The organism is Hansschlegelia quercus (assembly GCF_004310425.1).
Lineage (GTDB): Bacteria > Pseudomonadota > Alphaproteobacteria > Rhizobiales > Methylopilaceae > Methylopila > Methylopila quercus.
In genome coordinates, this window is record NZ_SIUB01000002.1 from 36,518 (window position 1) to 61,059 (window position 24,542).

Annotated in this window: 24 protein-coding genes and 1 tRNA gene; all 25 read left to right on the forward strand. The window is 65.2% G+C overall.

Annotation, left to right across the window (positions count from 1 at the left end; all coding sequences use genetic code 11):
• Positions 1–24: 24 nt before the first annotated feature.
• Positions 25–765, forward strand: coding sequence for a spermidine synthase (locus EYR15_RS04140; protein WP_131001652.1), 741 nt, complete (start codon positions 25–27; stop codon positions 763–765).
• 76 nt (positions 766–841) lie between these two features.
• The gene (tuf, locus tag EYR15_RS04145) at positions 842–2,032 is read left to right on the forward strand and encodes an elongation factor Tu (protein ID WP_131001653.1); all 1,191 of its coding nucleotides are present in this window, start codon (positions 842–844) and stop codon (positions 2,030–2,032) included.
• Positions 2,033–2,153: 121 nt separating this feature from the next.
• Positions 2,154–2,594: a YbjQ family protein gene (locus EYR15_RS04150; RefSeq protein ID WP_205741584.1), complete on the forward strand. Its 441-nt coding sequence runs from the start codon at positions 2,154–2,156 to the stop codon at positions 2,592–2,594.
• Between the two features lie 105 nt (positions 2,595–2,699).
• Positions 2,700–2,776: transfer RNA gene (locus EYR15_RS04155), tRNA-Trp, on the forward strand.
• A 127-nt stretch (positions 2,777–2,903) separates the two neighbouring features.
• The gene (secE, locus tag EYR15_RS04160; RefSeq protein WP_131001654.1) at positions 2,904–3,101 is read left to right on the forward strand and encodes a preprotein translocase subunit SecE; all 198 of its coding nucleotides are present in this window, start codon (positions 2,904–2,906) and stop codon (positions 3,099–3,101) included.
• The gene (nusG, locus tag EYR15_RS04165; protein WP_131001655.1) at positions 3,098–3,658 is read left to right on the forward strand and encodes a transcription termination/antitermination protein NusG; all 561 of its coding nucleotides are present in this window, start codon (positions 3,098–3,100) and stop codon (positions 3,656–3,658) included. Before secE ends, nusG begins: the two co-directional genes overlap by 4 nt.
• Positions 3,659–3,767: 109 nt before the next feature.
• Positions 3,768–4,199 carry a 50S ribosomal protein L11 gene (gene rplK, locus EYR15_RS04170; RefSeq protein ID WP_131001656.1) on the forward strand — a complete coding sequence of 144 codons (432 nt, stop codon included), beginning with the start codon at positions 3,768–3,770 and terminating at the stop codon, positions 4,197–4,199.
• Between the two features lie 2 nt (positions 4,200–4,201).
• Complete coding sequence (gene rplA / locus EYR15_RS04175; RefSeq protein ID WP_131001657.1) at positions 4,202–4,903, forward strand: 50S ribosomal protein L1; 702 nt, start codon at positions 4,202–4,204, stop codon at positions 4,901–4,903.
• Between the two features lie 317 nt (positions 4,904–5,220).
• Positions 5,221–5,739: a 50S ribosomal protein L10 gene (gene rplJ / locus EYR15_RS04180; RefSeq protein ID WP_131001658.1), complete on the forward strand. Its 519-nt coding sequence runs from the start codon at positions 5,221–5,223 to the stop codon at positions 5,737–5,739.
• Positions 5,740–5,790: 51 nt separating this feature from the next.
• Positions 5,791–6,168, forward strand: coding sequence for a 50S ribosomal protein L7/L12 (rplL, locus tag EYR15_RS04185; RefSeq protein WP_131001659.1), 378 nt, complete (start codon positions 5,791–5,793; stop codon positions 6,166–6,168).
• Between the two features lie 271 nt (positions 6,169–6,439).
• Positions 6,440–10,564: a DNA-directed RNA polymerase subunit beta gene (gene rpoB / locus EYR15_RS04190; protein WP_131001660.1), complete on the forward strand. Its 4,125-nt coding sequence runs from the start codon at positions 6,440–6,442 to the stop codon at positions 10,562–10,564.
• A 137-nt stretch (positions 10,565–10,701) separates the two neighbouring features.
• On the forward strand, positions 10,702–14,901 hold the full coding sequence (gene rpoC / locus EYR15_RS04195; protein ID WP_131001661.1) for a DNA-directed RNA polymerase subunit beta': 4,200 nt from the start codon (positions 10,702–10,704) through the stop codon (positions 14,899–14,901).
• Between the two features lie 644 nt (positions 14,902–15,545).
• Positions 15,546–15,917 carry a 30S ribosomal protein S12 gene (gene rpsL, locus EYR15_RS04200; RefSeq protein ID WP_020178159.1) on the forward strand — a complete coding sequence of 124 codons (372 nt, stop codon included), beginning with the start codon at positions 15,546–15,548 and terminating at the stop codon, positions 15,915–15,917.
• Positions 15,918–15,928: 11 nt separating this feature from the next.
• Positions 15,929–16,399, forward strand: a complete 471-nt coding sequence (gene rpsG, locus EYR15_RS04205; protein ID WP_131001662.1) for a 30S ribosomal protein S7 — start codon at positions 15,929–15,931, stop codon at positions 16,397–16,399.
• A 27-nt stretch (positions 16,400–16,426) separates the two neighbouring features.
• Positions 16,427–18,502 (forward strand): elongation factor G, encoded by a 2,076-nt coding sequence (gene fusA, locus EYR15_RS04210; protein ID WP_131001663.1) that lies wholly within the window; start codon positions 16,427–16,429, stop codon positions 18,500–18,502.
• A 61-nt stretch (positions 18,503–18,563) separates the two neighbouring features.
• Positions 18,564–19,754, forward strand: a complete 1,191-nt coding sequence (gene tuf / locus EYR15_RS04215; protein ID WP_131001664.1) for an elongation factor Tu — start codon at positions 18,564–18,566, stop codon at positions 19,752–19,754.
• 70 nt (positions 19,755–19,824) lie between these two features.
• Positions 19,825–20,133 carry a 30S ribosomal protein S10 gene (gene rpsJ, locus EYR15_RS04220; protein WP_131001665.1) on the forward strand — a complete coding sequence of 103 codons (309 nt, stop codon included), beginning with the start codon at positions 19,825–19,827 and terminating at the stop codon, positions 20,131–20,133.
• A gap of 26 nt (positions 20,134–20,159) precedes the next feature.
• Positions 20,160–20,918 (forward strand): 50S ribosomal protein L3, encoded by a 759-nt coding sequence (gene rplC / locus EYR15_RS04225; protein ID WP_131001666.1) that lies wholly within the window; start codon positions 20,160–20,162, stop codon positions 20,916–20,918.
• Positions 20,918–21,541: a 50S ribosomal protein L4 gene (rplD, locus tag EYR15_RS04230; RefSeq protein ID WP_131001667.1), complete on the forward strand. Its 624-nt coding sequence runs from the start codon at positions 20,918–20,920 to the stop codon at positions 21,539–21,541. Before rplC ends, rplD begins: the two co-directional genes overlap by 1 nt.
• Complete coding sequence (locus EYR15_RS04235) at positions 21,538–21,831, forward strand: 50S ribosomal protein L23 (RefSeq protein ID WP_131001668.1); 294 nt, start codon at positions 21,538–21,540, stop codon at positions 21,829–21,831. Before rplD ends, EYR15_RS04235 begins: the two co-directional genes overlap by 4 nt.
• A gap of 31 nt (positions 21,832–21,862) precedes the next feature.
• The gene (gene rplB, locus EYR15_RS04240; protein ID WP_131001669.1) at positions 21,863–22,699 is read left to right on the forward strand and encodes a 50S ribosomal protein L2; all 837 of its coding nucleotides are present in this window, start codon (positions 21,863–21,865) and stop codon (positions 22,697–22,699) included.
• A 12-nt stretch (positions 22,700–22,711) separates the two neighbouring features.
• Complete coding sequence (rpsS, locus tag EYR15_RS04245) at positions 22,712–22,990, forward strand: 30S ribosomal protein S19 (RefSeq protein ID WP_131001670.1); 279 nt, start codon at positions 22,712–22,714, stop codon at positions 22,988–22,990.
• Between the two features lie 2 nt (positions 22,991–22,992).
• Positions 22,993–23,382, forward strand: a complete 390-nt coding sequence (rplV, locus tag EYR15_RS04250; protein WP_131001671.1) for a 50S ribosomal protein L22 — start codon at positions 22,993–22,995, stop codon at positions 23,380–23,382.
• 10 nt (positions 23,383–23,392) lie between these two features.
• Positions 23,393–24,094 (forward strand): 30S ribosomal protein S3, encoded by a 702-nt coding sequence (gene rpsC / locus EYR15_RS04255; RefSeq protein WP_131001672.1) that lies wholly within the window; start codon positions 23,393–23,395, stop codon positions 24,092–24,094.
• Between the two features lie 23 nt (positions 24,095–24,117).
• Positions 24,118–24,531, forward strand: a complete 414-nt coding sequence (gene rplP / locus EYR15_RS04260) for a 50S ribosomal protein L16 (protein ID WP_131001673.1) — start codon at positions 24,118–24,120, stop codon at positions 24,529–24,531.
• Positions 24,532–24,542: the final 11 nt, after the last annotated feature.

The window sequence follows — 24,542 nt, forward strand, 5'->3', positions numbered from 1 at the left end:
GTCCACCGACGTCACAGGTAATTCATGATCCCCTGGATCCATCTGGACACGGCGCAGGTGCCGGGCGGCGGCGAGCTGAAGCTTTCGCAGCGGGGGCACGAGTTCTCAATCCGCCTCGGCCAAAACGAGCTGATGAACAACCGGCTTAGCGGCTCCGAAAAGGCGTTGGCGACGCTGGCCTTCGAACGGATCAAGGACCGCGCGCGACCGCGCATGCTGATCGGCGGTCTCGGCATGGGCTTCACCCTTGGCGCCGCGCTGGAGGTGCTGCCAGCGGGGGCGTCCGTTATGGTCGCCGAGCTGGTTCCGGCGGTGATCGCCTGGGCCCGCGGGCCGATGGCCGAGATTTTTGGAGCCAGCCTCAGCGACCCCCGGGTCACGATCGTGCAGGACGACGTCGCGGTCCAGATCCGTTCGGGTCGCGGCGCCTATGACGCGATCCTGCTCGACGTGGACAACGGGCCGGAGGCCATGACGCGGGCGTCGAACGACGGGCTCTATGGCGTCGAAGGCCTCGGCGACGCCCGGGCGGCGCTGAAGGGCGGCGGCGTGCTGGCGGTGTGGTCGCAGGGACCGGACAAGTCGTTCGGCGCGCGGCTGTCGAAATCCGGTTTCGCGGTCGAAGAGCATCGGATCCGCGCCCACCGCGCCGGCAAGGGCGCGCGCCATGTCATCTGGCTCGCGACCAAGTCCCAGCCGGGCCTTTCCGGCGCGGGCAGGCGGAAGCCTGCGCCCATCGCCCGCACGGCGTCGCGCTCGACTTGATCTGATCCCGCGGACGCTCTAAGCACCGCCGCGACACTTGAGCCCTGGTCAGGGCGCGCACGCTTAGGAACCATCGATGGGCAAGGAAAAGTTCGCGCGGACGAAGCCGCATTGCAACATCGGGACGATTGGCCATGTTGACCATGGCAAGACGTCTTTGACGGCTGCGATCACGAAGGTTCTGGCTGAGACGGGCGGGGCGACGTTCACCGCCTACGACCAGATCGACAAGGCTCCTGAGGAGAAGGCGCGCGGGATCACGATCTCGACGGCGCATGTCGAGTACGAGACCGCGAACCGGCATTACGCGCATGTCGACTGCCCGGGCCACGCCGACTACGTGAAGAACATGATCACGGGCGCGGCGCAGATGGACGGCGCGATCCTGGTGGTGTCGGCGGCCGACGGCCCGATGCCGCAGACCCGCGAGCACATCCTGCTCGCCCGTCAGGTCGGCGTTCCGGCGCTTGTGGTGTTCCTGAACAAGTGCGACATGGTCGACGACGCCGAGCTCCTGGAGCTGGTCGAGCTCGAGGTTCGCGAGCTTCTGTCGAAGTACGACTTCCCGGGCGACGACATTCCGATCGTGAAGGGTTCGGCGCTGGCGGCGCTCGAGAACAAGTCTCCCGAGCTCGGCCATGACGCGATCCTCGAGCTGATGAAGGCTGTGGACGACTACATCCCGCAGCCGGAGCGTCCGATCGACCAGCCGTTCCTGATGCCGGTCGAGGACGTGTTCTCGATCTCGGGCCGCGGCACGGTGGTGACGGGCCGTGTCGAGCGCGGGATCGTGAAGGTCGGCGAGGAAGTCGAGATCGTCGGCATCAAGGCGACGGTGAAGACGACGGTGACCGGCGTCGAGATGTTCCGCAAGCTGCTCGACCAGGGCCAGGCTGGCGACAACATCGGCGCGCTGCTGCGCGGCACCAAGCGCGAGGACGTCGAGCGCGGTCAGGTCCTGTGCAAGCCGGGTTCGGTGAAGCCGCACACCAAGTTCAAGGCCGAGGCCTACATCCTGACGAAGGAGGAGGGCGGTCGTCACACGCCGTTCTTCACGAACTACCGCCCGCAGTTCTACTTCCGCACGACAGACGTGACGGGCGTGGTTCATCTTCCTGAGGGCACCGAGATGGTGATGCCGGGCGACAACATCGCGATGACGGTCGAGCTGATCGTTCCGATCGCGATGGAGGAGAAGCTGCGCTTCGCCATCCGCGAAGGCGGCCGCACCGTCGGCGCAGGCGTCGTCGCAACCATCATCGAGTGATCGTCGCGACCAGCCCGTGCGCGATACGCGCAGACGCTGGATCGCGGCTTCAGTCGATCTGCTAGAGTGGCTCCCTTCCGCCTCGAGCGGGAGGGAGCTTCTCTTTTTCGGGGCCGATGGCATGAGCGATCAACCCTTCGGCAAACGGGGCGGCCCTCCGCCTCCTCCTCCGCCGGCGGCTCCCGAGCGGAATGATCGTCCGCGGGGGCCGGGGGGCGGGACGCTGCTGCCGGGCGTCGGCCTGCTGGTCGTCACCATCAACGATCTGCCGGGCTACCGCGTGATCGAGTATCTCGGTCTCGTCAGGGGAATCACCGTCCGGTCGCGCTCGGTGATCGGCAACTTCGTCGGCGGCGTGCAGTCGCTGTTCGGCGGCCAGATCGGCGCTTTCCTCGATCTCGCCGAGCAGGCGCGGCGCGAAGCCTACGACCATCTGGTCGACGAGGCGCGGCGGATGGGCGCCAACGCCGTGCTCGCGATGCGCTACGACGCTAACGAGATCACCGACGGCGTGACGGAAGTTCTGGCCTACGGCACCGCCGTCGTGGTTGAGCCCGTGTGAGCCTCGGCCTGGACCCATGAAAATGGTCGACGATAAGGCTCTACAAGGTGTTGCGGCCGCTCAACGGGCGTGGCATACGGAGCGCCCCGCCAGGGCGCCTGGCGTAGGAGTGTAGCTCAACTGGTCAGAGCGCCGGTCTCCAAAACCGGAGGTTGCGGGTTCGAGTCCCTCCACTCCTGCCAAACGCAACCAACTCGGCGCAGGGCGGATGTTGAAAGCGGGGCGGCTTGATCGAGCCGCGAGTTTTGAATTTTGAACGGGGTGCGAACCTGGTTTCAGGAGCGCGCCCCTTTGGACGTTACCGAGGCCATGCCGAAGACTTCTCCGGGCGAATTTTTCCAGCAGGTGGCGACAGAGACCAGGAAGGTCGTGTGGCCGACCCGCCGTGAGACGGCCATCACCACCGTCATGGTGTTCGTGTTCGTGTTTCTGGCCTCCGTCTTCTTCTTCGTCGCCGACATGATCCTGCGGTTCGGCGTGACGTGGATCCTGGGGTACGGTCAATGAACGCGCTCAACACGCAGACCGGCGGCCGGCCGAAGCGCTGGTACATCGTCCACGCTTATTCGAACTTCGAGAAGAAGGTCGCGGATTCGATCCGCGAGAAGGCCGAGCAGACCGGCCTGTCCGATCTCTTCGAAGAAATCCTCGTGCCGACCGAGAAGGTCGTCGAGGTGCGTCGCGGCCGTAAGGTCGACGCCGAGCGCAAGTTCTTCCCCGGCTACGTGCTGGTGAAGATGGATCTGACGGACCAGGCCTACCACCTGATCCGCAACACGCCGAAGGTCACGGGCTTCCTCGGCGCCGACAACAAGCCGTCGCCGATTTCGGAGAACGAGGCGCTCCGGATCATGCGGCAGGTTCAGGAAGGCATCGAGCGGCCGAAGCCGTCGGTGTCGTTCGAAGTCGGCGAGCAGGTGCGCGTGTCCGACGGGCCGTTCGCCTCGTTCTCGGGCATCGTTCAGGACGTCGACGAGGCCCGCGCGCGCCTCAAGATCGACGTCTCGATCTTCGGCCGCGCGACGACGGTCGATCTCGAATACGGGCAGGTCGAAAAGGTCTGATCCCGTTCCCGCTGTGGGAGATATGGCGCCGGGCTCTTCGCTCGCCCGGGCGGCCAGTCGCACCACGGCTCAACGACCGCCACTTTAAAAGGCGGTCCAGGAGACTTAGATGGCGAAGAAGATTGTAGGCTTTATCAAACTGCAGGTGCCCGCGGGCTCCGCGAACCCGTCGCCGCCGATTGGTCCGGCGCTCGGTCAGCGCGGCCTGAACATCATGGAATTCTGCAAGGCGTTCAACGCGCAGACCGGCCAGCTCGAGAAGGGCATGCCGATCCCTGTCGTGATCACCGCCTATGCGGATCGTTCCTTCACCTTCGTGATGAAGTCGCCCCCGGTGAGCTATTTCCTCAAGCAGGCGGCAAAGGTCGCCAAGGGCTCGCAGACGACCGGCAAGTCCGGCCCGATCGGCAAGGTGAGCCAAGCTCAGCTCCGTGAGATCGCGGAGAAGAAGATGGCCGACATGAACTGCGACAGCGTCGACGCGGCTGTGGCGATGATCGCGGGCTCCGCCCGCTCGATGGGCCTCGCGGTGGAGGGCTGACCATGGCGAAGCTTGGAAAACGCACTGAGAAGGCGCGGGACGGAATCGACCGCGACAAGCTCTACGGCCTCGACGAGGCGCTTGCGCTCGTGAAGGAGCGCGCCACCTCGAAGTTCGACGAGACCATCGAGGTCGCGATCAACCTCGGCGTCGACCCGCGCCATGCGGACCAGATGGTCCGCGGCGTGTGCCAGCTGCCGAACGGTTCCGGCCGCACGGTCCGCGTCGGCGTGTTCGCCCGCGGCCCCAAGGCTGAAGAGGCCCTGAAGGCCGGCGCGGACGTGGTCGGCGCGGAGGACCTGCTCGAGATCGTGCAGGGCGGAACGATCGAGTTCGACCGCTGCATAGCAACGCCGGACATGATGCCGCTCGTCGGTCGCTTGGGTAAGGTGCTCGGCCCCCGCGGCCTGATGCCGAACCCGAAGGTCGGCACGGTGACTATGGATGTCGCGGGCGCCGTGAAGGCCGCCAAGGGCGGCGCGGTCGAATTCCGCGTCGAGAAGGCCGGCATCATTCACGGCGGCGTCGGCAAGGCGTCGTTCGACGCCGAGAAGCTCGCGCAGAACATCAAGGCGTTCACGGACGCCGTGGTGAAGGCGAAGCCGACCGGCGCCAAGGGCCAGTACGTGCAGAAGATCGCCGTCTCCTCGACAATGGGACCCGGCGTTCGCGTCGAACCCTCGACGGTGCTCGGCGGCGCCTGAGCCGGAGAATTCGGCCTGGGTTCGCCCAGGCCGCTCAGGGCGACGCGGCGCCAATGCCGCGCCGCCCGACCTGTCCGAGAAAGCAGGCGGCCGCCCACGGGGGCGGGCCTTAAGCCCGGAGCACCGGGACCTGCCGAGACGGGGGACGACCGGATCAAAAGTCCGGTTCGAACCATCGCCGTGAGCGTCCATGTCGGGCGGGCACGCGCGGACAGGCTTGAAGCCGCCGCTTCCGGAGAAGCCCTCGGGCTTTGAAGGCAGCGGTCGTTGCAACCCGGCGGTCCGACATCTGTCGGATCGTCAACCGGAGAGAGCACGTGGACCGCGCGGAAAAGCGTGACATGGTCGCGACGCTGAACTCGGTGTTTTCGGACTCCGGGGCCATCGTCGTCGCTCATTACTCGGGCCTGACCGTCGCCCAGATGTCGACCCTTCGTCGGCAGATGCGTGACGCTGGCGCGAGCGTGAAAGTCGCGAAGAACCGTCTCGCCAAAATCGCTCTCGAGGGCACGGACGTGTCCCATCTCGGACCGCTGCTGCAGGGCCCCACGGTCCTGGCCTACAGCGCCGATCCGATTGCGGCGCCGAAGATCGCGGTGGAGTTCGCCAAGGCGAACGACAAGTTCGTGATCCTCGGCGGCGCCATGGGCGCGACCTCCCTGAACCCCGAGGGCGTGAAGGCTTTGGCCACGCTTCCCTCGCTCGACGAACTGCGCGCCAAGCTCGTGGGCCTTATCCAGGCTCCCGCGACCAAGCTCGCGCAGCTCTCGACCGCGCCTGCCGCAAAGCTCGCGCGTGTGTTCGGGGCCTACGCCAACCGAGACGAGGCGGCGTGACGCCGTTCTTCAAACAATCAAACCTGGTTCGAACTGAAGGACTTAAAGACAATGGCTGATCTGACGAAGATCGTCGACGAACTGTCCAACCTGACGGTGCTCGAGGCTGCTGAGCTCGCAAAGCTCCTCGAAGAGAAGTGGGGCGTCTCGGCCGCTGCGGCGGTTGCGGTCGCTGGTCCGGCCGGCGGCGGCGCCGCTGCGGCCCCGGTCGAAGAGCAGACGGAGTTCACCGTCATGCTCGCCGCCGCCGGCGACAAGAAGATCGAGGTCATCAAGGAGGTCCGCGCGATCACCGGCCTCGGCCTCAAGGAAGCCAAGGACCTGGTCGAAGCGGCTCCCAAGGCCGTCAAGGAAGGCGTTTCGAAGGACGAGGCCGAGAAGCTCAAGGCCCAGCTCGAGAAGGCCGGCGCCAAGGTCGAGCTCAAGTGAGCTAAGCGGCGGGCGAGCGATCGCCCGCCACAAAATACCCGCGGGCGCCGGTTAGCCGGTTCTCGCGGGCCGCATTAAAAGCCGCGGGGAACGGCGTCTTTCGGGACGTCGATTCTCACGCGGCTTTAAGCGCCTCTCGGACCGGGTCGGTCTCTGGGGCGGCGATACCTACCAGCGGGCTCGGCGACGAGATGGAGCCCGCCGCGTCTGATCCAAGGGCCGACAGCCGGTTTTTGGGTCAGACGCGCCTCGGCGAACGATGAGGAAAACGATGGCTCAGGCTCAGACGACGCTCCCCGGCCGCAAGCGTGTCCGCAAGTTCTTCGGCAAAATCCGCGAAGTCGCGAAGATGCCGAACCTCATCGAGATCCAGAAGGCGTCTTACGACCAGTTCCTTCTTTACGGCTCGGAGGCGCGCCCCGACGAAGGGCTGCAGACCGTCTTCAAGTCGGTGTTCCCGATCTCCGACTTCTCGAACACCTCGATGCTGGAGTTCGTCTCCTACGAGTTCGAGCAGCCCAAATACGACGTCGACGAATGCCGCCAGCGCGGCATGACCTTTGCGGCCCCGCTCAAGGTGACGCTGCGCCTGATCGTGTTCGACGTGGACGAGGAGACCGGCGCCCGCTCTGTCAAGGACATCAAAGAGCAGGACGTCTACATGGGCGACATGCCGCTCATGACCGAAAACGGCACGTTCATCGTGAACGGCACCGAACGCGTCATCGTCTCCCAGATGCACCGTTCGCCCGGCGTGTTCTTCGACCATGACAAGGGCAAGACGCACTCGTCGGGCAAGCTGCTGTTCGCCGCTCGCATCATCCCATATCGCGGCTCCTGGCTCGACATCGAGTTCGACGCCAAGGACATCGTGCACGCCCGCATCGACCGTCGCCGGAAGATCCCGGTGACGTCGCTGCTGTTCGCGCTCGGCATGGACGGCGAGGAGATCCTCGACACCTTCTACAACAAGGTCGCGCACCAGCGTGACGGCGACGGCTGGCGCCGCCCGTTCGACGGCGAGCGCATGAAGGGCTTTAACGCGACCGTCGACCTGATCGACGCCGAGAGCGGCGAAGTCGTGCTCGAAGCCGGCAAGAAGCTCACCCCGCGTCAGGCCCGCCTGATCGGCGAGAAGGGCACGAAGTTCCTGCGCGTCTCGAACGAGGAGATGGTCGGCCAGTACGTCGGCGAGGATCTGGTCAACGTCGAAACCGGCGAAGTCTGGGCCGAGGCCGGCGAGGAGATCACTGCGAAGCTGCTGGAGACGCTCCAGGAGGTCGGCGTCGACGAGCTCGACCTGCTCGACATCGATCACATCAACACCGGCGGCTACATCCGCAACACGCTTGCGGTGGACAAGAACAACACGCGCGAAGAGGCGCTGTTCGACATCTACCGCGTCATGCGTCCGGGCGAGCCGCCCACCCTCGACACCGCTGAGGCGATGTTCAAGTCGCTGTTCTTCGACAGCGAGCGCTACGATCTTTCCGCGGTCGGCCGCGTGAAGATGAACATGCGCCTCGACCTCGACGCCGAGGACACTGTCCGGACGCTCCGCAAGGACGACATCCTGGCGGTCGTGAAGACGCTCGTGGACCTGCGCGACGGCAAGGGCGAGATCGACGACATCGACCATCTCGGCAACCGCCGGGTGCGTTCGGTCGGCGAGCTCATGGAGAACCAGTACCGCGTCGGCCTGCTCCGAATGGAGCGCGCGATCAAGGAGCGCATGTCGTCGGTCGAGATCGACACCGTCATGCCGCAGGACCTGATCAACGCGAAGCCTGCGGCCGCGGCCGTTCGCGAATTCTTCGGCTCGTCTCAGCTCTCGCAGTTCATGGACCAGACGAACCCGCTGTCGGAAATCACGCACAAGCGTCGCCTTTCGGCGCTCGGGCCGGGCGGCCTGACGCGTGAGCGCGCCGGCTTCGAGGTGCGCGACGTGCACCCGACGCATTACGGCCGCATCTGCCCGATCGAGACGCCGGAAGGCCCGAACATCGGCCTGATCAACTCGCTCGCGACCTTCGCTCGTGTGAACAAGTACGGCTTCATTGAGGCCCCGTACCGCAAGGTGCGCGACGGCGGCGTGACCGATGAGGTGCACTACCTCTCGGCCGTCGAAGAGTCGAAGCACCACGTCGCGCAGGCGAACGCGGTCATCACCGACGAAGGCAAGTTCACGGAAGACCTCATCGTCTGCCGTCACATGGGCGAGGTCGTGTTCGCGCCGATCGAGCGCGTTGACTACATGGACGTGTCGCCGAAGCAGCTCGTGTCGGTCGCGGCCGCGCTCATCCCGTTCCTCGAGAACGACGACGCGAACCGCGCGCTGATGGGCTCGAACATGCAGCGCCAGGCGGTGCCGCTGGTTCGCGCCGACGCGCCCTTCGTCGGCACGGGCATGGAGGCGGTTGTCGCCCGCGACTCCGGTGCGGCGATCGCGTCGCGTCGCGCAGGCGTCGTCGACCAGGTCGACGCGACCCGCATCGTCATCCGCGCGACCGATGAGGCCGACGCCTCCAAGCCCGGCGTCGACATCTACCGGCTCATGAAGTTCCAGCGCTCCAACCAGTCGACCTGCATCACGCAGAAGCCGCTGGTCCGCGTCGGAGACATCGTGAAGCGGGGCGAGATCATCGCGGACGGTCCGTCGACCGAGCTCGGCGAGCTCGCGCTTGGCCGCAACGTGCTCGTCGCGTTCATGCCGTGGAACGGCTACAACTTCGAGGACTCCATCCTCCTCAGTGAGAAGATCGTCTCCGACGACGTCTTCACCTCGATCCACATCGAGGAGTTCGAGGTGATGGCCCGCGACACCAAGCTCGGGCCGGAGGAGATCACGCGCGACATTCCAAACGTTTCGGAAGAGGCGCTGAAGAACCTCGACGAAGCCGGCATCACCTATATCGGCGCGGAAGTGCAGGCGGGCGACATCCTCGTCGGCAAGATCACGCCGAAGGGCGAGAGCCCGATGACCCCGGAGGAGAAGCTCCTCCGCGCGATCTTCGGCGAGAAGGCGTCCGACGTACGCGACACTTCGCTCCGCGTTCCGCCCGGCGTGACGGGCACGATCGTCGAGGTCCGGGTATTCAACCGGCACGGCGTCGACAAGGACGAGCGCGCTCAGGCGATCGAGCGCGAAGAGATTGAGCGTCTCGCGAAGGACCGCGACGACGAGCTCGCGATCCTCGACCGGAACACCTACGCTCGCCTCGGCGAGATGCTGGTCGGCAAGACCGCGATCTCCGGTCCGAAGACGATCAAGAAGGACGAGTCGCTGACGCGCGAAGGTCTCGGCGAGGCTCCGCGCTCCCAGTGGTGGCAGATCGCGGTGTCCGACGACAAGGTCATGTCGGACCTCGAGGGCATGCGCGCCCAGTACGATGAGCAGAAGAAGCGTCTCGAGCAGCGGTTCCTCGACAAGGTCGAGAAGCTGCAGCGCGGCGACGAGCTGCCCCCCGGCGTGATGAAGATGGTCAAGGTCTTCATCGCGGTGAAGCGCAAGATCCAGCCGGGCGACAAGATGGCCGGCCGGCACGGCAACAAGGGCGTGGTCTCGCGCATCGTTCCCGTCGAGGACATGCCGTTCCTCGAGGACGGCACGCATGTCGACATCGTGCTGAACCCGCTCGGCGTGCCGAGCCGCATGAATGTCGGACAGATCCTCGAGACCCATCTCGGCTGGGCCTGCGCCGGCCTCGGCGCGCAGATCGGCCGGGCGATCGACGCCTACCGTGAGGGCGCCGGCCTCAAGGATCTGAAGTCCCGCCTCGATATCGTCTATGGCGACAACGAGGAAGTGAAGGGGATGAACGACAAGGAGCTCGTCGAGATGTCCGAGACGCTGCGTCGCGGCATCACCATCGCGACGCCGGTCTTCGACGGCGCCAAGGAGGCCGACATCGAGCGCATGCTCGAGCAGGCCGGCGTCCCGACCTCGGGTCAGGTCACCCTCCACGACGGCCGGACCGGCGACGCGTTCGATCGACAGGTGACGGTGGGCTACATATATATGCTCAAGCTTCACCATCTCGTGGACGACAAGATCCACGCGCGCTCCATTGGACCGTACTCGCTCGTCACCCAGCAGCCGCTGGGCGGCAAGGCGCAGTTCGGCGGCCAGCGCTTCGGAGAGATGGAGGTCTGGGCGCTCGAGGCTTACGGCGCGGCGTACACGCTGCAGGAGATGCTGACGGTGAAGTCGGACGACGTCGCAGGCCGCACCAAGGTCTACGAGTCGATCGTGCGCGGCGACGACGCGTTCGAGGCCGGCATCCCCGAGAGCTTCAACGTGCTCGTGAAGGAAATGCGTTCGCTCGGCCTCAACGTCGACCTGCATACCTCGAAGAAGCGGCCTGGCGAGCTTCCGCCGGCCGAAGCGGCCGAGTGACGGCGACGGCCCCGCTTCGCTAGCGGGGCCATCCGGCGGACGGGTTCAGGCCCGCCCGCCGTCAGGATTTGGGATTTTCAAGCGAAGCGGACCGGCGTGGCGGCGCCCCGGTTCGGCTCTCGCGGAAGGAGACGGCGATGAACCAAGAAGTGATGAATCTCTTCAACACGCAGGTTCCTGCCCAGACGTTCGATCAGATCCGCATCTCGATCGCGAGCCCGGAGAAGATCCTTTCCTGGTCGTTCGGCGAGATCAAGAAGCCGGAGACGATCAACTACCGCACGTTCAAGCCTGAGCGTGACGGCCTGTTCTGCGCGCGCATCTTTGGTCCGATCAAGGACTACGAGTGCCTGTGCGGCAAGTACAAGCGCATGAAGTACAAGGGCGTCATCTGCGAGAAGTGCGGTGTCGAGGTCACCCTCTCGCGCGTGCGCCGCGAGCGCATGGGCCACATCGAGCTCGCCGCGCCGGTCGCCCACATCTGGTTCCTGAAGTCGCTGCCGTCGCGCATCGGCCTTCTGCTCGACATGACGCTGAAGGACCTCGAGGCGATCCTGTACTTCGAGAAGTACGTCGTCCTCGAGACCGGCCTGACTCCGCTCAAGGATCGCCAGCTGCTGAGCGAGGAGGACTTCCTCCACGCGCAAGACGAGTATGGCGAGGACGCCTTCACGGCGCAGATCGGCGCGGAGGCTATCCAGTCGCTGCTGCGCGGTCTCGATCTCGAGAAGATGGCCGCCGACATCCGCGTCGAGATCGCGGAATCGACCACCGAGCTCAAGCCGAAGAAGCTCGCCAAGCGCCTGAAGATCGTCGAGGCCTTCATGGAGTCCGGCAACAAACCGGACTGGATGATCATGACCGTCGTTCCGGTGATCCCGCCGGATCTGCGACCGCTGGTGCCGCTTGACGGCGGCCGGTTCGCGACGTCGGACCTCAACGACCTCTATCGCCGCGTCATCAACCGCAACAACCGCCTAAAGCGGCTGATCGAGCTGCGCGCGCCGGACATCATCATCCGCAACGAGAAGCGCATGCTTCAGGAGGCGGTCGACGCGCTGTTCGACAACGGCCGCCGCGGCCGCGTCATCACGGGCGTCAACAAGCGCCCGCTGAAGTCGCTGTCCGACATGCTGAAGGGCAAGCAGGGCCGGTTCCGCCAGAACCTGCTCGGCAAGCGCGTCGACTATTCCGGCCGCTCGGTCATCGTGGTCGGCCCGGAGCTCAAGCTGCACCAGTGCGGCCTGCCGAAGAAGATGGCGCTCGAGCTGTTCAAGCCGTTCATCTATTCGCGTCTTGACGCCAAGGGCCTGTCCGCCACCGTCAAGCAGGCGAAGAAGCTCGTCGAGAAGGAGAAGCCTGAGGTCTGGGACATCCTGGACGAGGTGATCCGCGAACATCCCGTGATGCTGAACCGCGCGCCGACGCTTCACCGCCTCGGCATCCAGGCGTTCGAGCCGGTGCTGATCGAGGGTAAGGCGATCCAGCTTCACCCGCTGGTCTGCGCCGCGTTCAACGCCGACTTCGACGGCGACCAGATGGCCGTGCACGTTCCGCTGAGCCTCGAGGCCCAGCTGGAGGCGCGCGTGCTCATGATGTCGACGAACAACATCCTGCACCCCGCGAACGGTCAGCCGATCATCGTGCCGTCGCAGGACATCGTGCTCGGCCTCTACTACCTCACCATCATGCGCGACAACGAGCCTGGCGAGGGCACCGCGTTCGCGAACATGGGCGAGCTCGAGCATGCGCTGTTCGCCAAGACAGTCACGCTGCACTCGAAGATCAAGGGTCGCTTCCTCTCGGTCGACGCCGAGGGCAACCAGACCTCGAAGGTCTACGAGACCACGCCTGGCCGCATGATGCTCGGCCAGCTTCTGCCGAAGACCTCCAAGCTCACCTTCGACGTCGTCAACAAGCTGATGACGAAGAAGGAAATCTCGAACATGATCGACACCGTCTATCGTAACTGCGGTCAGAAGGACACGGTCATCTTCTGCGACCGGATCATGTCGCTCGGCTTCCACAACGCGTTCAAGGCCGGCATCTCGTTCGGCAAGGACGACATGGTCGTGCCGGAGACGAAGACGAAGATCGTCGACGATACCCGCGTTCTGGCCAAGGAATACGAGCAGCAGTACCAGGACGGCCTGATCACCCAGGGCGAGAAGTACAACAAGGTCGTCGACGCCTGGGCGAAGTGCACCGACAAGATCGCCGACGAGATGATGGCGCGGATCTCGGCCGTTCAGGTCGACAAGGAGACCGGCCGGGCCAAGCAGATCAACTCGATCTACATGATGAGCCACTCGGGCGCCCGCGGCTCGCCGGCGCAGATGAAGCAGCTCGCCGGAATGCGCGGCCTGATGGCGAAGCCCTCGGGCGAAATCATCGAGAGCCCGATCATCTCGAACTTCAAGGAAGGCCTCTCGGTTCTCGAGTACTTCAACTCGACCCACGGCGCCCGTAAGGGCCTCGCGGACACCGCGTTGAAGACCGCGAACTCCGGCTATCTCACGCGTCGTCTCGTCGACGTGGCGCAGGACTGCATCATCACTGAGGACGATTGCGGCACCGACGCCGGTATCCGCGTCCGTCCGGTTGTGGACGCCGGCCAGATCGTCGCGACGATCGGCATGCGTACGCTCGGCCGCACCACGGCCGAGGACGTCGAGAACCCGGCGACCGGCGAGGTCATCGTCCCGAAGAACACGCTGATCGTCGAGAAGGACGTCGACGTCATGCACGCCGCCGGCGTCCAGGAGGTCCGCATCCGTTCGGTGCTGACCTGCGAGACCAAGGTCGGCGTCTGTAAGGCCTGCTACGGACGCGATCTCGCCCGCGGCACGCCCGTCAACATGGGCGAGGCCGTCGGCGTGATCGCGGCGCAGTCGATCGGCGAGCCGGGCACGCAGCTCACCATGCGCACGTTCCACATCGGCGGCACGGCGCAGCTCGCGGACTCGTCCTTCGTCGAGAGCTCGTTCGAGGGCACCGTCAAGATCCGCAACCGCAACACGGCGCGGAACTCGGATGGCGACCTGATCGTGATGGGCCGCAACGTGGCGGTGGTGATCGTCGACGCCAACGGCGTGACCGAGCGGGCGTCGCATCGCCTGCTCTACGGCGCCAAGCTCCGCGTCGACGAAGGCGACAAGATCAAGCGCGGCCAGCGGATCGCCGAGTGGGATCCGTACACCCGTCCGATCCTCACCGAGGTCGACGGCAAGACGGCGTTCGAGGATCTGGTCGACGGCGCCTCCGTCAAGGAGACGTCGGACGAAGCGACGGGCATCACCAAGCGCGTCGTCGTCGACTGGCGGACATCCGCCCGCACCACGGACCTGAAACCCTCGATCATCATTCAGGACAATGACGGCAAGATCCTGAAGCCCGCGAAGGGCGGCGAGGCGCGCTATCAGCTCGCTCCCGACGCGATCCTCTCGGTCTCGCCGGGCGACTCGGTCAAGGCAGGCGATCTGCTCGCCCGCGTTCCAACGGAGAGCGCCAAGACGCGCGACATCACGGGCGGTCTGCCGCGCGTGGCGGAGCTGTTCGAGGCGCGTCGTCCGAAGGATGCGGCGATCATCGCCGAGATCGCAGGCACCGTGCAGTTCGGCAAGGACTACAAGAACAAGCGTCGCGTGACGCTTGTGCCGAGCGATGGCGGCGATCCGGTCGAGTACCTGATCCCGAAGGGCAAGCACATCCAGCTGCAGGACGGCGACGTCGTGGAGCAGGGCGACTACATCGTCGACGGCAACCCGGCGCCGCACGACATCCTGGCGATCAAGGGCGTGGAGGAGCTTGCGGCTTACCTCGTCAACGAGATCCAGGAGGTCTACCGACTGCAGGGCGTGCAGATCAACGACAAGCACATCGAGGTGATCGTTCGCCAGATGCTGCAGAAGGTCGAGGTGTCCGACGCCGGCGAGACCGAGCTCATCACCAATGAGCAGGTCGACCGCATGGACTTCGACGCGATCAACGCCAAGGCGCTGGAGGAGGGCAAGAAGCCCGCCGTCGGCCATCCGGTGCTGCTCGGCATCACCAAGGCGAGCCTGCAGACCCGCTCGTTCATCTCCGCCGCCTCCTTCCAGGAGACGACGCGCGTCCTCACCGAGGCCGCCGTCAACGGCAAGGCGGACGATCTCGAGGGCCTGAAGGAGAACGTGATCGTCGGACGTCTCATCCCGGCCGGCACCGGCTCGGTGATGAACAAGGTCCGCGAGATCGCGATGCACCGCGACGACCTGATCCTGGCGCAGCGCGCCCGGGAATCCGGCGCCGCCCCGCGCCAGCAGGATCTGCTGCCGGCGTCCGATGCGGCGGAGTGAGGGCAGGGCGGTTTTGGCGCCCCGCCATCCGCTTCAATAAGAAGGCCGCCGGAGAGATCCGGCGGCCTTCTTCGTTTCAGCGCTTCTATGCAGCTGCGGGATTTACCGCCGAGCTTCAGATATAGCCTGAAGCCGCGGAGCGCCATCCGGATGGCGGTGGCGCGCTTGGCGAGCGTCTTGTAGGCTGAAGGCGGCCCGGGCGCCGCCACGATGAAGCCGTCGAAATAGGGACATCCGCGCTCCTTCCTTGTTTGGTCTCAAGCTCCCTTGTAGAGGGGGCGAACGAGTGCGCTCCGATCCCGTCATGGGCCCATCAAATTCGCATGACGGGCAGTCACGGCGCAGAAAAGCCGAGACGGTGTTGACTATCCCCGAGTCGCGAGATAGACAGCGCCTACTCTTCGACAGGCAGTGATCCCACGCTGCTCGGACGCGGTCCAACGCTCCGACCCTTCGGGATCAAACGCTGTTGCGACCATCTAAGGTCAGTTGCGGTACACGATCTCCAGCGCTCGTCGCTGGCGATCCTCTGCAGGGAGCGGCGCTCGTCACCGGGAGACCGGAGGCAGGCGTCAGTTTCGTTTTGCGCATCGGGATCACCCGGTGTTCCGAACGTCGATCAAACGAAAGCGGTTAGGCCATCAATGCCCACCATTAGCCAGTTGATCCGCAAGCCGCGGCAGGCGCCTACGGCGCGCAACACGGTTCCGGCGCTCCAAGCGTGCCCCCAGAAGCGCGGCGTTTGCACGCGCGTCTACACGACGACGCCGAAGAAGCCGAACTCCGCGCTCCGTAAGGTCGCCAAGGTTCGCCTCACCAACGGCTTCGAAGTCATCGGCTACATTCCGGGCGAAGGTCATAACCTTCAGGAGCACTCGGTGGTCATGATCCGCGGCGGCCGCGTGAAGGACCTTCCGGGCGTGCGCTATCACATCCTCCGCGGCGTGCTTGACACGCAGGGCGTCAAGAACCGCAAGCAGCGCCGGTCGAAGTACGGCGCCAAGCGGCCGAAGTGAGGTTCTGAGATATGTCCCGTCGTCATTCCGCCGAGCGCCGCGAAGTTCATCCCGATCCGAAGTTCGGGGACATCGTGGTCACCAAGTTCATGAACACCGTGATGCGCCACGGCAAGAAGTCGGCCGCTGAGTCGATCGTCTACGGCGCCTTCGACACCGTCGAGACGAAGCTCAAGCAGAGCCCGGTCGCCGTGTTCCACCAGGCGCTCGACAACATCGCCCCGGCGCTGGAAGTTCGCTCCCGCCGCGTCGGCGGCGCGACCTACCAGGTCCCTGTCGAGGTGCGCCCCGAGCGTCGCCAGGCGCTCGCCCTTCGCTGGCTGCTGGCGTCCGCCCGCGCCCGCAACGAGAAGACCATGGTCGACCGGCTCTCCGCTGAGCTGATCGACGCCTCGAACAACCGCGGCTCCGCCGTGAAGAAGCGCGAAGACACGCACCGCATGGCGGAAGCGAACCGCGCCTTCTCGCACTACCGCTGGTAATCGAGCAGAGACGGAAGGACCGACAAGATGGCCCGCTCCCACGCGATCGAAGACTATCGTAACTTCGGCATCATGGCTCACATTGATGCCGGCAAGACGACGACGACCGAGCGCGTCCTGTTCTATTCCGGAAAGTCCCACAAGATCGGCGAAGTCCACGACGGCGCCGCGACGATGGACTGGATGGAGCAGGAGCAGGAGCGCGGCATCACGATCACGTCCGCCGCGACGACTACGTTCTGGAAAGACAAGCGTCTCAACATCATCGACACGCCCGGTCACGTCGACTTCACCATCGAAGTCGAGCGTTCGCTGCGCGTCCTCGACGGCGCGGTATGTGTTCTCGACGGCAACCAGGGCGTCGAGCCGCAGACCGAGACCGTCTGGCGCCAGGCCGACAAGTACGAAGTGCCGCGCATCGTGTTCGTCAACAAGATGGACAAGATCGGCGCCGACTTCTTCCGCTGCGTGAGGGAGATCGACACCCGCGTGGCCGGCAAGCCGGTCTGCATCCAGCTGCCGATCGGCTCCGAGAACAACTTCGCCGGTATCATCGACCTGGTCCGCATGAAGGCGGTCGTCTGGGAAAATGAAAACCTCGGCGCGAACTATCACGACGAAGAAATCCCGGCCGATCTCGCCGACCAGGCGCTCGAGTATCGCAACCTGATGATCGAGCGCGCCGTCGAGCTCGACGACGCGGCGCTCGAGAAGTTCCTCGAAGGCGAGGAGCCGGACGAGGCGACGCTCAAGAGGCTGCTCCGCAAGGCCGTGCTGACGCGCGCCTTCACGCCGATCCTCTGCGGCTCGGCCTTCAAGAACAAGGGCGTCCAGCCGCTGCTCGACGCGGTCTGCGATTATCTTCCGAGCCCGCTCGATCGCGGCGCGGTCGATGGCGTCGACTTCAAGACGGAAGAGCCGATCGTCCGCCGTCCGGCCGATGACGAAGGCCTCTCCGTCCTCGCGTTCAAGATCATGGACGACCCGTTCGTCGGCACCATCACCTTCTGCCGCGTCTATTCGGGCAAGCTCGAGGCGGGCTCGACCCTGCTGAACTCGACCCGCGATAAGAAGGAGCGCGTCGGCCGCATGCTCCTGATGCATGCGAACAACCGCGAAGATATCAAGGAAGCCTATGCGGGCGACATCGTCGCTCTCGCCGGCCTCAAGGACGTCCGCACCGGCGACACGCTGTGCGATCCGCTGAAGGCGGTCATCCTCGAGCAGATGGTGTTCCCGGAGCCGGTGATCACCATCGCGATCGAGCCGAAGACCAAGGCCGACCAGGAGAAGCTGGGCGTCGCTCTGTCGAAGCTCGCGGCTGAGGATCCGTCCTTCCGCGTGTCGACCGACCAGGAGTCCGGCCAGACCATCCTCAAGGGGATGGGCGAACTGCACCTCGACATCAAGGTCGATATCCTGCGCCGCACCTACAAGGTCGACGCCAACATCGGCGCGCCGCAGGTCGCTTATCGTGAGACCCTGACGAAGCCGGTCGACGTCGACTACACCCACAAGAAGCAGACCGGCGGCACGGGCCAGTTCGCCCGCGTCAAGTTCCACATCGAGCCGAACGAAGTCGGCGCGGGCTTCGCCTTCGAGTCGAAGATCGTCGGCGGCGCGGTGCCGAAGGAGTACATCCCCGGCGTCGAGAAGGGCCTCAACTCGGTCCTCGGCGCGGGCGTGGTGGCCGGCTTCCCGGTTGTGGACGTCAAGGTCGAGCTGATCGACGGCGCCTATCACGAGGTCGACTCGTCGGCTCTCGCCTTCGAGATCGCGTCCCGCGCGGCGTTCCGCGAGGCCCTTCAGAAGGGCGGCGCGGTGCTGCTCGAGCCGATCATGAAGGTCGAGGTCGTGACGCCTGAGGATTACACGGGTTCGGTCATCGGCGACCTGAACTCGCGGCGCGGCCAGATCCAGGGCCAGGACATGCGCGGCAACGCGAACGTGGTGAACGCCATGGTGCCGCTTGCCAACATGTTCGGCTACATCAACACGCTGCGTTCGTTCAGCCAGGGCCGGGCGAACTACACGATGGAATTCGATCACTACGAGCAGGTGCCGTCGAACGTCGAGAAGGAGGTTCAGGCGAAATACGCCTGATCACTCCGACGTCTAACGAGCATTTTTAAGAAACGAACTCGAGAAAGAACGGAGCCTGGCCATGGGCAAGGAAAAGTTCGCGCGGACGAAGCCGCATTGCAACATCGGGACGATTGGCCATGTTGACCATGGCAAGACGTCTTTGACGGCTGCGATCACGAAGGTTCTGGCTGAGACGGGCGGGGCGACGTTCACCGCCTACGACCAGATCGACAAGGCTCCTGAGGAGAAGGCGCGGGGGATCACGATCTCGACGGCGCATGTCGAGTACGAGACGGCGAACCGGCATTACGCGCATGTCGACTGCCCGGGCCACGCCGACTACGTGAAGAACATGATCACGGGCGCGGCGCAGATGGACGGCGCGATCCTGGTGGTGTCGGCCGCCGACGGCCCGATGCCGCAGACCCGCGAGCACATTCTGCTGGCGCGTCAGGTCGGCGTTCCGGCGCTGGTGGTGTTCCTGAACAAGTGCGACATGGTCGACGACGCCGAGCTCCTGGAGCTGGTCGAGCTCGAGGTTCGCGAGCTTCTGTCGAAGTACGACTTCCCGGGCGACGACATTCCGATCATCAAGGGCTCGGCTCTGGCGGCGCTCGAGAACAAGAGCCCCGAGCTTGGCCATGACGCCATTCTCCAGCTGATGGCGGCGGTCGACGAGTACATCCCGCAGCCGGAGCGTCCGATCGACCAGCCGTTCCTGATGCCGGTCGAGGACGTGTTCTCGATCTCGGGTCGCGGCACGGTGGTGACGGGCCGCGTCGAGCGCGGGATCGTGAAGGTCGGCGAGGAAGTCGAGATCGTCGGCATCAAGGCGACGGTGAAGACGACCGTGACCGGCGTCGAGATGTTCCGCAAGCTGCTGGACCAGGGGCAGGCCGGCGACAACATCGGCGCGCTGCTGCGCGGCACCAAGCGCGAGGACGTCGAGCGCGGGCAGGTTCTGTGCAAGCCGGGTTCGGTGAAGCCGCACACGAAGTTCAAGGCCGAGGCCTACATCCTGACGAAGGAGGAGGGCGGCCGTCACACGCCGTTCTTCACGAACTACCGCCCGCAGTTCTACTTCCGCACGACGGACGTGACGGGCGTGGTTCATCTGCCTGAGGGCACCGAGATGGTGATGCCTGGCGACAACATCGCGATGACGGTCGAGCTGATCGTTCCGATCGCGATGGAGGAGAAGCTGCGCTTCGCCATCCGCGAAGGCGGCCGCACCGTCGGCGCAGGCGTCGTCGCAACCATCATCGAGTGATCTGTTGACTTGACCGCGGCGGGGCGCGCCGGACATCCGGCGCCGCCCAGTCTCGTGGAGACTGACGACCATGAACGGCCAGAACATCCGGATCCGCCTGAAGGCGTTCGACCACCGCATTCTTGACACGTCGACGCGCGAAATCGTGTCGACTGCGAAGCGGACCGGCGCGACCGTGCGCGGACCCATCCCGCTGCCGACCCGCATCGAGAAGTTCACCGTGAACCGCTCGCCGCACGTCGACAAGAAGAGCCGCGAGCAGTTCGAGATTCGCACGCACAAGCGTCTCCTCGACATCGTTGATCCGACCCCGCAGACCGTGGACGCGCTTATGAAGCTCGACCTCGCGGCCGGCGTGGATGTCGAGATCAAGCTCTGATCGAATTGAAGGGAAGGACGACGCAAATGCGGTCCGGACTCATTGCACAGAAGCTGGGCATGACCCGCGTCTTCACCGACGCCGGAGAGCATGTGCCGGTCACCGTGCTCAAGATCGACCAATGTCAGGTTGTCGGTCATTGCACGGTCGAGGCTCAGGGCTACGTCGCGCTTCAGCTCGGCGCGGGTTCGCGCAAGCCGAAGAACGTGTCGAAAGCCGAGCGCGGCCACTTCGCCAAGGTCGAAGTCGAGCCCAAGCGCAAGCTTGTCGAATTCCGCGTCTCCGATGACGCCGTGATCCCCGTCGGCGCCGAGCTGACCGCGGATCACTTCGTCGCCGGCCAGCGGGTCGACGTCACGGGCACCTCCATCGGCAAGGGCTTCGCCGGCGCTATGAAGCGCCACAACTTCGGCGGCCTTCGCGCCACTCACGGCGTCTCCGTTTCGCATCGTTCGCACGGTTCGACCGGCGGCCGTCAGGATCCCGGCAAGGTCTTCAAGAACAAGAAGATGGCCGGTCACATGGGCGATGTCCGCGTGACGACGCAGAACCTCAAGGTGGTCTCGACCGACGTCGAGCGCGGCCTGATCCTCGTCGAGGGCGCCGTTCCTGGCTCCGCCGGCGGCTGGATCCTTATCCGGGACGCGGTGAAGACCAAGCTGCCGGATGGCATTCCGATGCCGGGTTCGTTCCGCGAGCGCGGCGCGGCCGCCGCTCAGGCGAACGAGCCGGTTTCGAACGAGGCCCAGTCTCACGAAGCTGGCGCCGAGACGGAGAACGCGTGATGGTTGAGATCGCGATCACCAAGTCCGACGGCAAGGCCGGCGAAAAGATCGTCCTCTCGGACGACATCTTCGGCCTGGAGCCCCGGACCGACATCCTGCACCGCATCGTGCGCTGGCAGCTCGCCAAGCGTCAGGTGGGTTCGCACAAGACGCTCGGCCGTTCGGAAATCGCCCGCACCGGCAAGAAGATGTACAAGCAGAAGGGCACCGGCCGCGCGCGTCACGCCGCAGCCTCCGCTCCGCAGTTCCGCGGCGGCGGGCGCGCCTTTGGGCCGGTCGTGCGCTCGCACGAGCATGACCTGCCGAAGAAGTTCCGCGCGCTGGGTCTGAAGCACGCGCTCTCGGCCAAGGCCAAGGACAGCCAGATCGTCGTTCTCGACAGCTTCTCGCTGACTGAGGGCAAGACCAAGGCGTTCAAGGCCGAGATCGAGAAGCTGGGCTTCTCCAATGCCCTCGTCATCGACGGCGCCGAGGTCGACGCGAACGTGAAGCTCGGCGCTCGCGCCGTCCACACTGTGGACGTGCTGCCGGTCCAGGGCATCAACGTCTACGACATCCTTCGCCGCGACGTCCTCGTCCTGACGAAGGCTGCGATCGATGCGCTGGAGGCGCGCTTCAAATGAGCGATCTTCGCCACTACGACGTCATCCGCTCGCCGATCATCACAGAGAAGGCGACCATCGCCTCGGAGCTGAACAAGGTCGTCTTCAAGGTCTCGTCCACGGCCACCAAGCCGCAGATCAAGACCGCGATCGAGAAGCTCTTTGACGTGAAGGTCCTTAGCGTCAACACGCTTGTCCGCAAGGGCAAGACCAAGCGTTTCCGCGGCCGTCTCGGCCATCAGGGCGACCACAAGCGCGCGATCGTGACGTTGGCCGAAGGCCATTCGATCGACGTGACCACCGGCCTCTGAGTCGGGCAGCGGGATAGGGAGAGCCGAACAGATGGCGCTCAAGACATACAATCCGATCACGCCGAGCCTTCGTCAGCTCGTGCTCGTCGACCGGTCAGCCCTCTACAAGGGCAAGCCGCTCAAGACGCTCACCGAGGGCCTTCACTCCTCGGGCGGCCGCAACAATTACGGCCGGATCACCGTCCGGTTTCGTGGCGGCGGTCACAAGCGGACGTACCGCATCATCGACTTCAAGCGTCGCAAGCTCGACGTGGCGGCGACGGTGGAGCGGATCGAGTACGATCCGAACCGTTCGGCGTTCATCGCGTTGATCCGTTATGCGGATGGCGAGCTGTCCTACATCCTGGCGCCGCAGCGTCTGGGCGTCGGCGACAGCGTGATCGCCGGCGCGCAGGTCGACGTGAAGCCGGGCAATGCGATGCCGCTCGGCGTCGCGCCGGTCGGCACGATCGTCCACAATGTCGAACTCAAGATCGGCCGCGGCGGCCAGATCGCCCGCTCGGCCGGGGCCTACGCCCAGATCGTCGCCCGCGACCAGGGCTATGTGACGCTCCGCCTGTCTTCGGGCGAGCAGCGCATGGTCCACGGGCAGTGCTTCGGCACGGTCGGCGCGGTGTCGAACCCGGACCACTCGAACATCAGCCTCGGTAAGGCGGGTCGTTCGCGCTGGCTCGGTCGCAAGCCGCATAACCGCGGCGTGACCATGAATCCGGTCGACCATCCGCACGGCGGCGGCGAAGGCCGCACCTCGGGCGGCCGTCATCCGGTCACCCCGTGGGGCAAGCCCACCAAGGGCAAGCGCACCCGTTCGAACAAGTCGACGGATAAGTTCATCGTTTCGAGCCGCCACGCTCGGAAGAAGAAGTAAGGAGAGCCCGCCATGGCGCGTTCAGTCTGGAAGGGTCCCTTCGTCGACGGCTATCTGCTCAAGAAGGCGGATAACGCACGGTCCTCGACCCGCAACGAAGTCATCAAGATCTGGAGCCGTCGCTCCACGATCCTGCCGCAGTTCGTGGGCCTCACCTTCGGGGTCTATAATGGGCAGAAGCACGTCCCCGTCGCGATCAACGAAGAGATGATCGGGCACAAGTTCGGCGAGTTCGCCCCGACGCGCACCTTCTACGGGCACGCGGCGGACAAGAAGGCGAAGAGGAAGTAATCATGGGCAAGCAGGCAGCCAAGCGCGCGCTTCCCGACAACGAGGCCAAGGCCGTGCTTCGCATGGTCCGGATCTCGCCGCAGAAGCTCAACCTCGTCGCGCAGCTGATCCGCGGCAAGAAGGTCGAGACGGCGCTCGCCGATCTCACCTTCTCGCGCAAGCGGATCGCCGGCCAGGTCAAGAAGACGCTCGAGAGCGCGATCGCCAACGCCGAGAACAATCACGACCTCGACGTCGACGATCTGATCGTCTCGGAGGCGTTCGTCGGCAAGTCGATCGTCATGAAGCGGTTCAGCCCGCGCGCTCGTGGCCGCGTCGGCCAGATCCAGAAGCCGTTCTCGCACTTGACGATCGTCGTTCGTCAGGTCGAGGCGGAAGCGGCGAAGGCCTGAGGAGAAGACGATGGGTCACAAGGTCAACCCGATCGGGCTTCGGCTCGGCATCAACCGCACCTGGGATTCGCGCTGGTTCGCGAGCGGCGGCGAGTATGTGAAGCTCCTGCAGGAGGATATCGCGATCCGCGACGCCCTTCTGAAGGACCTCAAGCAGGCCGCCGTCTCCAAGATCGTTATCGAACGCCCGCACAAGAAGTGCCGGGTCTCGATCTACTCGGCTCGTCCGGGCATCGTGATCGGCAAGAAGGGCGCGGACATCGAGAAGCTTCGCAAGAAGGTCGGCTCGATGACCGCTTCCGAGGTGCACATCAACATCGTCGAAGTCCGCAAGCCGGAAGTCGACGCGACGCTGGTGGCGGAGTCGATCTCGCAGCAGCTCGAGCGCCGCGTCGCGTTCCGTCGCGCCATGAAGCGCGCGGTCCAGTCGGCGATGCGTCTCGGCGCCGAGGGCATCCGGATCAACTGCGCCGGCCGTCTCGGCGGCGCGGAGATCGCCCGAACGGAGTGGTACCGCGAAGGTCGCGTGCCGCTTCACACGCTGCGCGCCGACGTCGATTACGGGGTCGCGACCGCGAAGACCGCGATGGGCACCTGCGGCGTCAAGGTGTGGATCTTCAAGGGCGAGGTCATGGAGCACGATCCCATGGCTCAGGATCGTCGCCTGAACGAAGGCGATGGCGGTCGTCCGCCGCGCCGCGATCACGCGTGATCGGGGGCGCAGGAGTCTAAGTCATGCTGCAACCGAAGAAGACTAAGTTCCGCAAGCAGTTCAAGGGTCGCATCAGCGGCGCTGCGAAGGGCGGATTCAACCTCGATTTCGGCGCCTTCGGCCTTAAGGCCATGGAGCCGGAGCGCATCACCGCGCGCCAGATCGAAGCCGCCCGCCGCGCGCTGACGCGTCACATGAAGCGCGCCGGTCGCGTCTGGATCCGCGTTTATCCGGACGTTCCGGTGACCTCGAAGCCGACTGAGGTCCGCATGGGCAAGGGTAAGGGCGCGACGGAATACTGGGCCGCCAAGGTGAAGCCGGGCCGCATCATGTTCGAGATCGACGGCGTTCCTGTCGATATCGCCCGGGAAGCGCTGGCGCTCGCCGCCGCCAAGCTGCCGATCCGCACGCGCTTCGTTCAGCGCATCGCGGAATAAGGAGACCAAGT

What these genes read in the sequence shown, in the direction of transcription:
- rplK (WP_131001656.1), top strand. Translation starts at nt 3,768, where the DNA reads ATGGCGAAGAAGATTGTAGGCTTTATCAAACTGCAGGTGCCCGCGGGC.
- rpsJ (WP_131001665.1), top strand. Translation starts at nt 19,825, where the DNA reads ATGAACGGCCAGAACATCCGGATCCGCCTGAAGGCGTTCGACCACCGC.
- tuf (WP_131001653.1), top strand. Translation starts at nt 842, where the DNA reads ATGGGCAAGGAAAAGTTCGCGCGGACGAAGCCGCATTGCAACATCGGG.
- rpoB (WP_131001660.1), top strand. Translation starts at nt 6,440, where the DNA reads ATGGCTCAGGCTCAGACGACGCTCCCCGGCCGCAAGCGTGTCCGCAAG.
- rplV (WP_131001671.1), top strand. Translation starts at nt 22,993, where the DNA reads ATGGGCAAGCAGGCAGCCAAGCGCGCGCTTCCCGACAACGAGGCCAAG.
- rpoC (WP_131001661.1), top strand. Translation starts at nt 10,702, where the DNA reads ATGAACCAAGAAGTGATGAATCTCTTCAACACGCAGGTTCCTGCCCAG.
- rplB (WP_131001669.1), top strand. Translation starts at nt 21,863, where the DNA reads ATGGCGCTCAAGACATACAATCCGATCACGCCGAGCCTTCGTCAGCTC.
- rplL (WP_131001659.1), top strand. Translation starts at nt 5,791, where the DNA reads ATGGCTGATCTGACGAAGATCGTCGACGAACTGTCCAACCTGACGGTG.
- rplA (WP_131001657.1), top strand. Translation starts at nt 4,202, where the DNA reads ATGGCGAAGCTTGGAAAACGCACTGAGAAGGCGCGGGACGGAATCGAC.
- EYR15_RS04235 (WP_131001668.1), top strand. Translation starts at nt 21,538, where the DNA reads ATGAGCGATCTTCGCCACTACGACGTCATCCGCTCGCCGATCATCACA.
- rplC (WP_131001666.1), top strand. Translation starts at nt 20,160, where the DNA reads ATGCGGTCCGGACTCATTGCACAGAAGCTGGGCATGACCCGCGTCTTC.
- rpsS (WP_131001670.1), top strand. Translation starts at nt 22,712, where the DNA reads ATGGCGCGTTCAGTCTGGAAGGGTCCCTTCGTCGACGGCTATCTGCTC.
- fusA (WP_131001663.1), top strand. Translation starts at nt 16,427, where the DNA reads ATGGCCCGCTCCCACGCGATCGAAGACTATCGTAACTTCGGCATCATG.
- tuf (WP_131001664.1), top strand. Translation starts at nt 18,564, where the DNA reads ATGGGCAAGGAAAAGTTCGCGCGGACGAAGCCGCATTGCAACATCGGG.
- rplD (WP_131001667.1), top strand. Translation starts at nt 20,918, where the DNA reads ATGGTTGAGATCGCGATCACCAAGTCCGACGGCAAGGCCGGCGAAAAG.
- rpsC (WP_131001672.1), top strand. Translation starts at nt 23,393, where the DNA reads ATGGGTCACAAGGTCAACCCGATCGGGCTTCGGCTCGGCATCAACCGC.
- EYR15_RS04150 (WP_205741584.1), top strand. Translation starts at nt 2,154, where the DNA reads ATGAGCGATCAACCCTTCGGCAAACGGGGCGGCCCTCCGCCTCCTCCT.
- secE (WP_131001654.1), top strand. Translation starts at nt 2,904, where the DNA reads ATGCCGAAGACTTCTCCGGGCGAATTTTTCCAGCAGGTGGCGACAGAG.
- nusG (WP_131001655.1), top strand. Translation starts at nt 3,098, where the DNA reads ATGAACGCGCTCAACACGCAGACCGGCGGCCGGCCGAAGCGCTGGTAC.
- rplP (WP_131001673.1), top strand. Translation starts at nt 24,118, where the DNA reads ATGCTGCAACCGAAGAAGACTAAGTTCCGCAAGCAGTTCAAGGGTCGC.
- rpsL (WP_020178159.1), top strand. Translation starts at nt 15,546, where the DNA reads ATGCCCACCATTAGCCAGTTGATCCGCAAGCCGCGGCAGGCGCCTACG.
- rpsG (WP_131001662.1), top strand. Translation starts at nt 15,929, where the DNA reads ATGTCCCGTCGTCATTCCGCCGAGCGCCGCGAAGTTCATCCCGATCCG.
- EYR15_RS04140 (WP_131001652.1), top strand. Translation starts at nt 25, where the DNA reads ATGATCCCCTGGATCCATCTGGACACGGCGCAGGTGCCGGGCGGCGGC.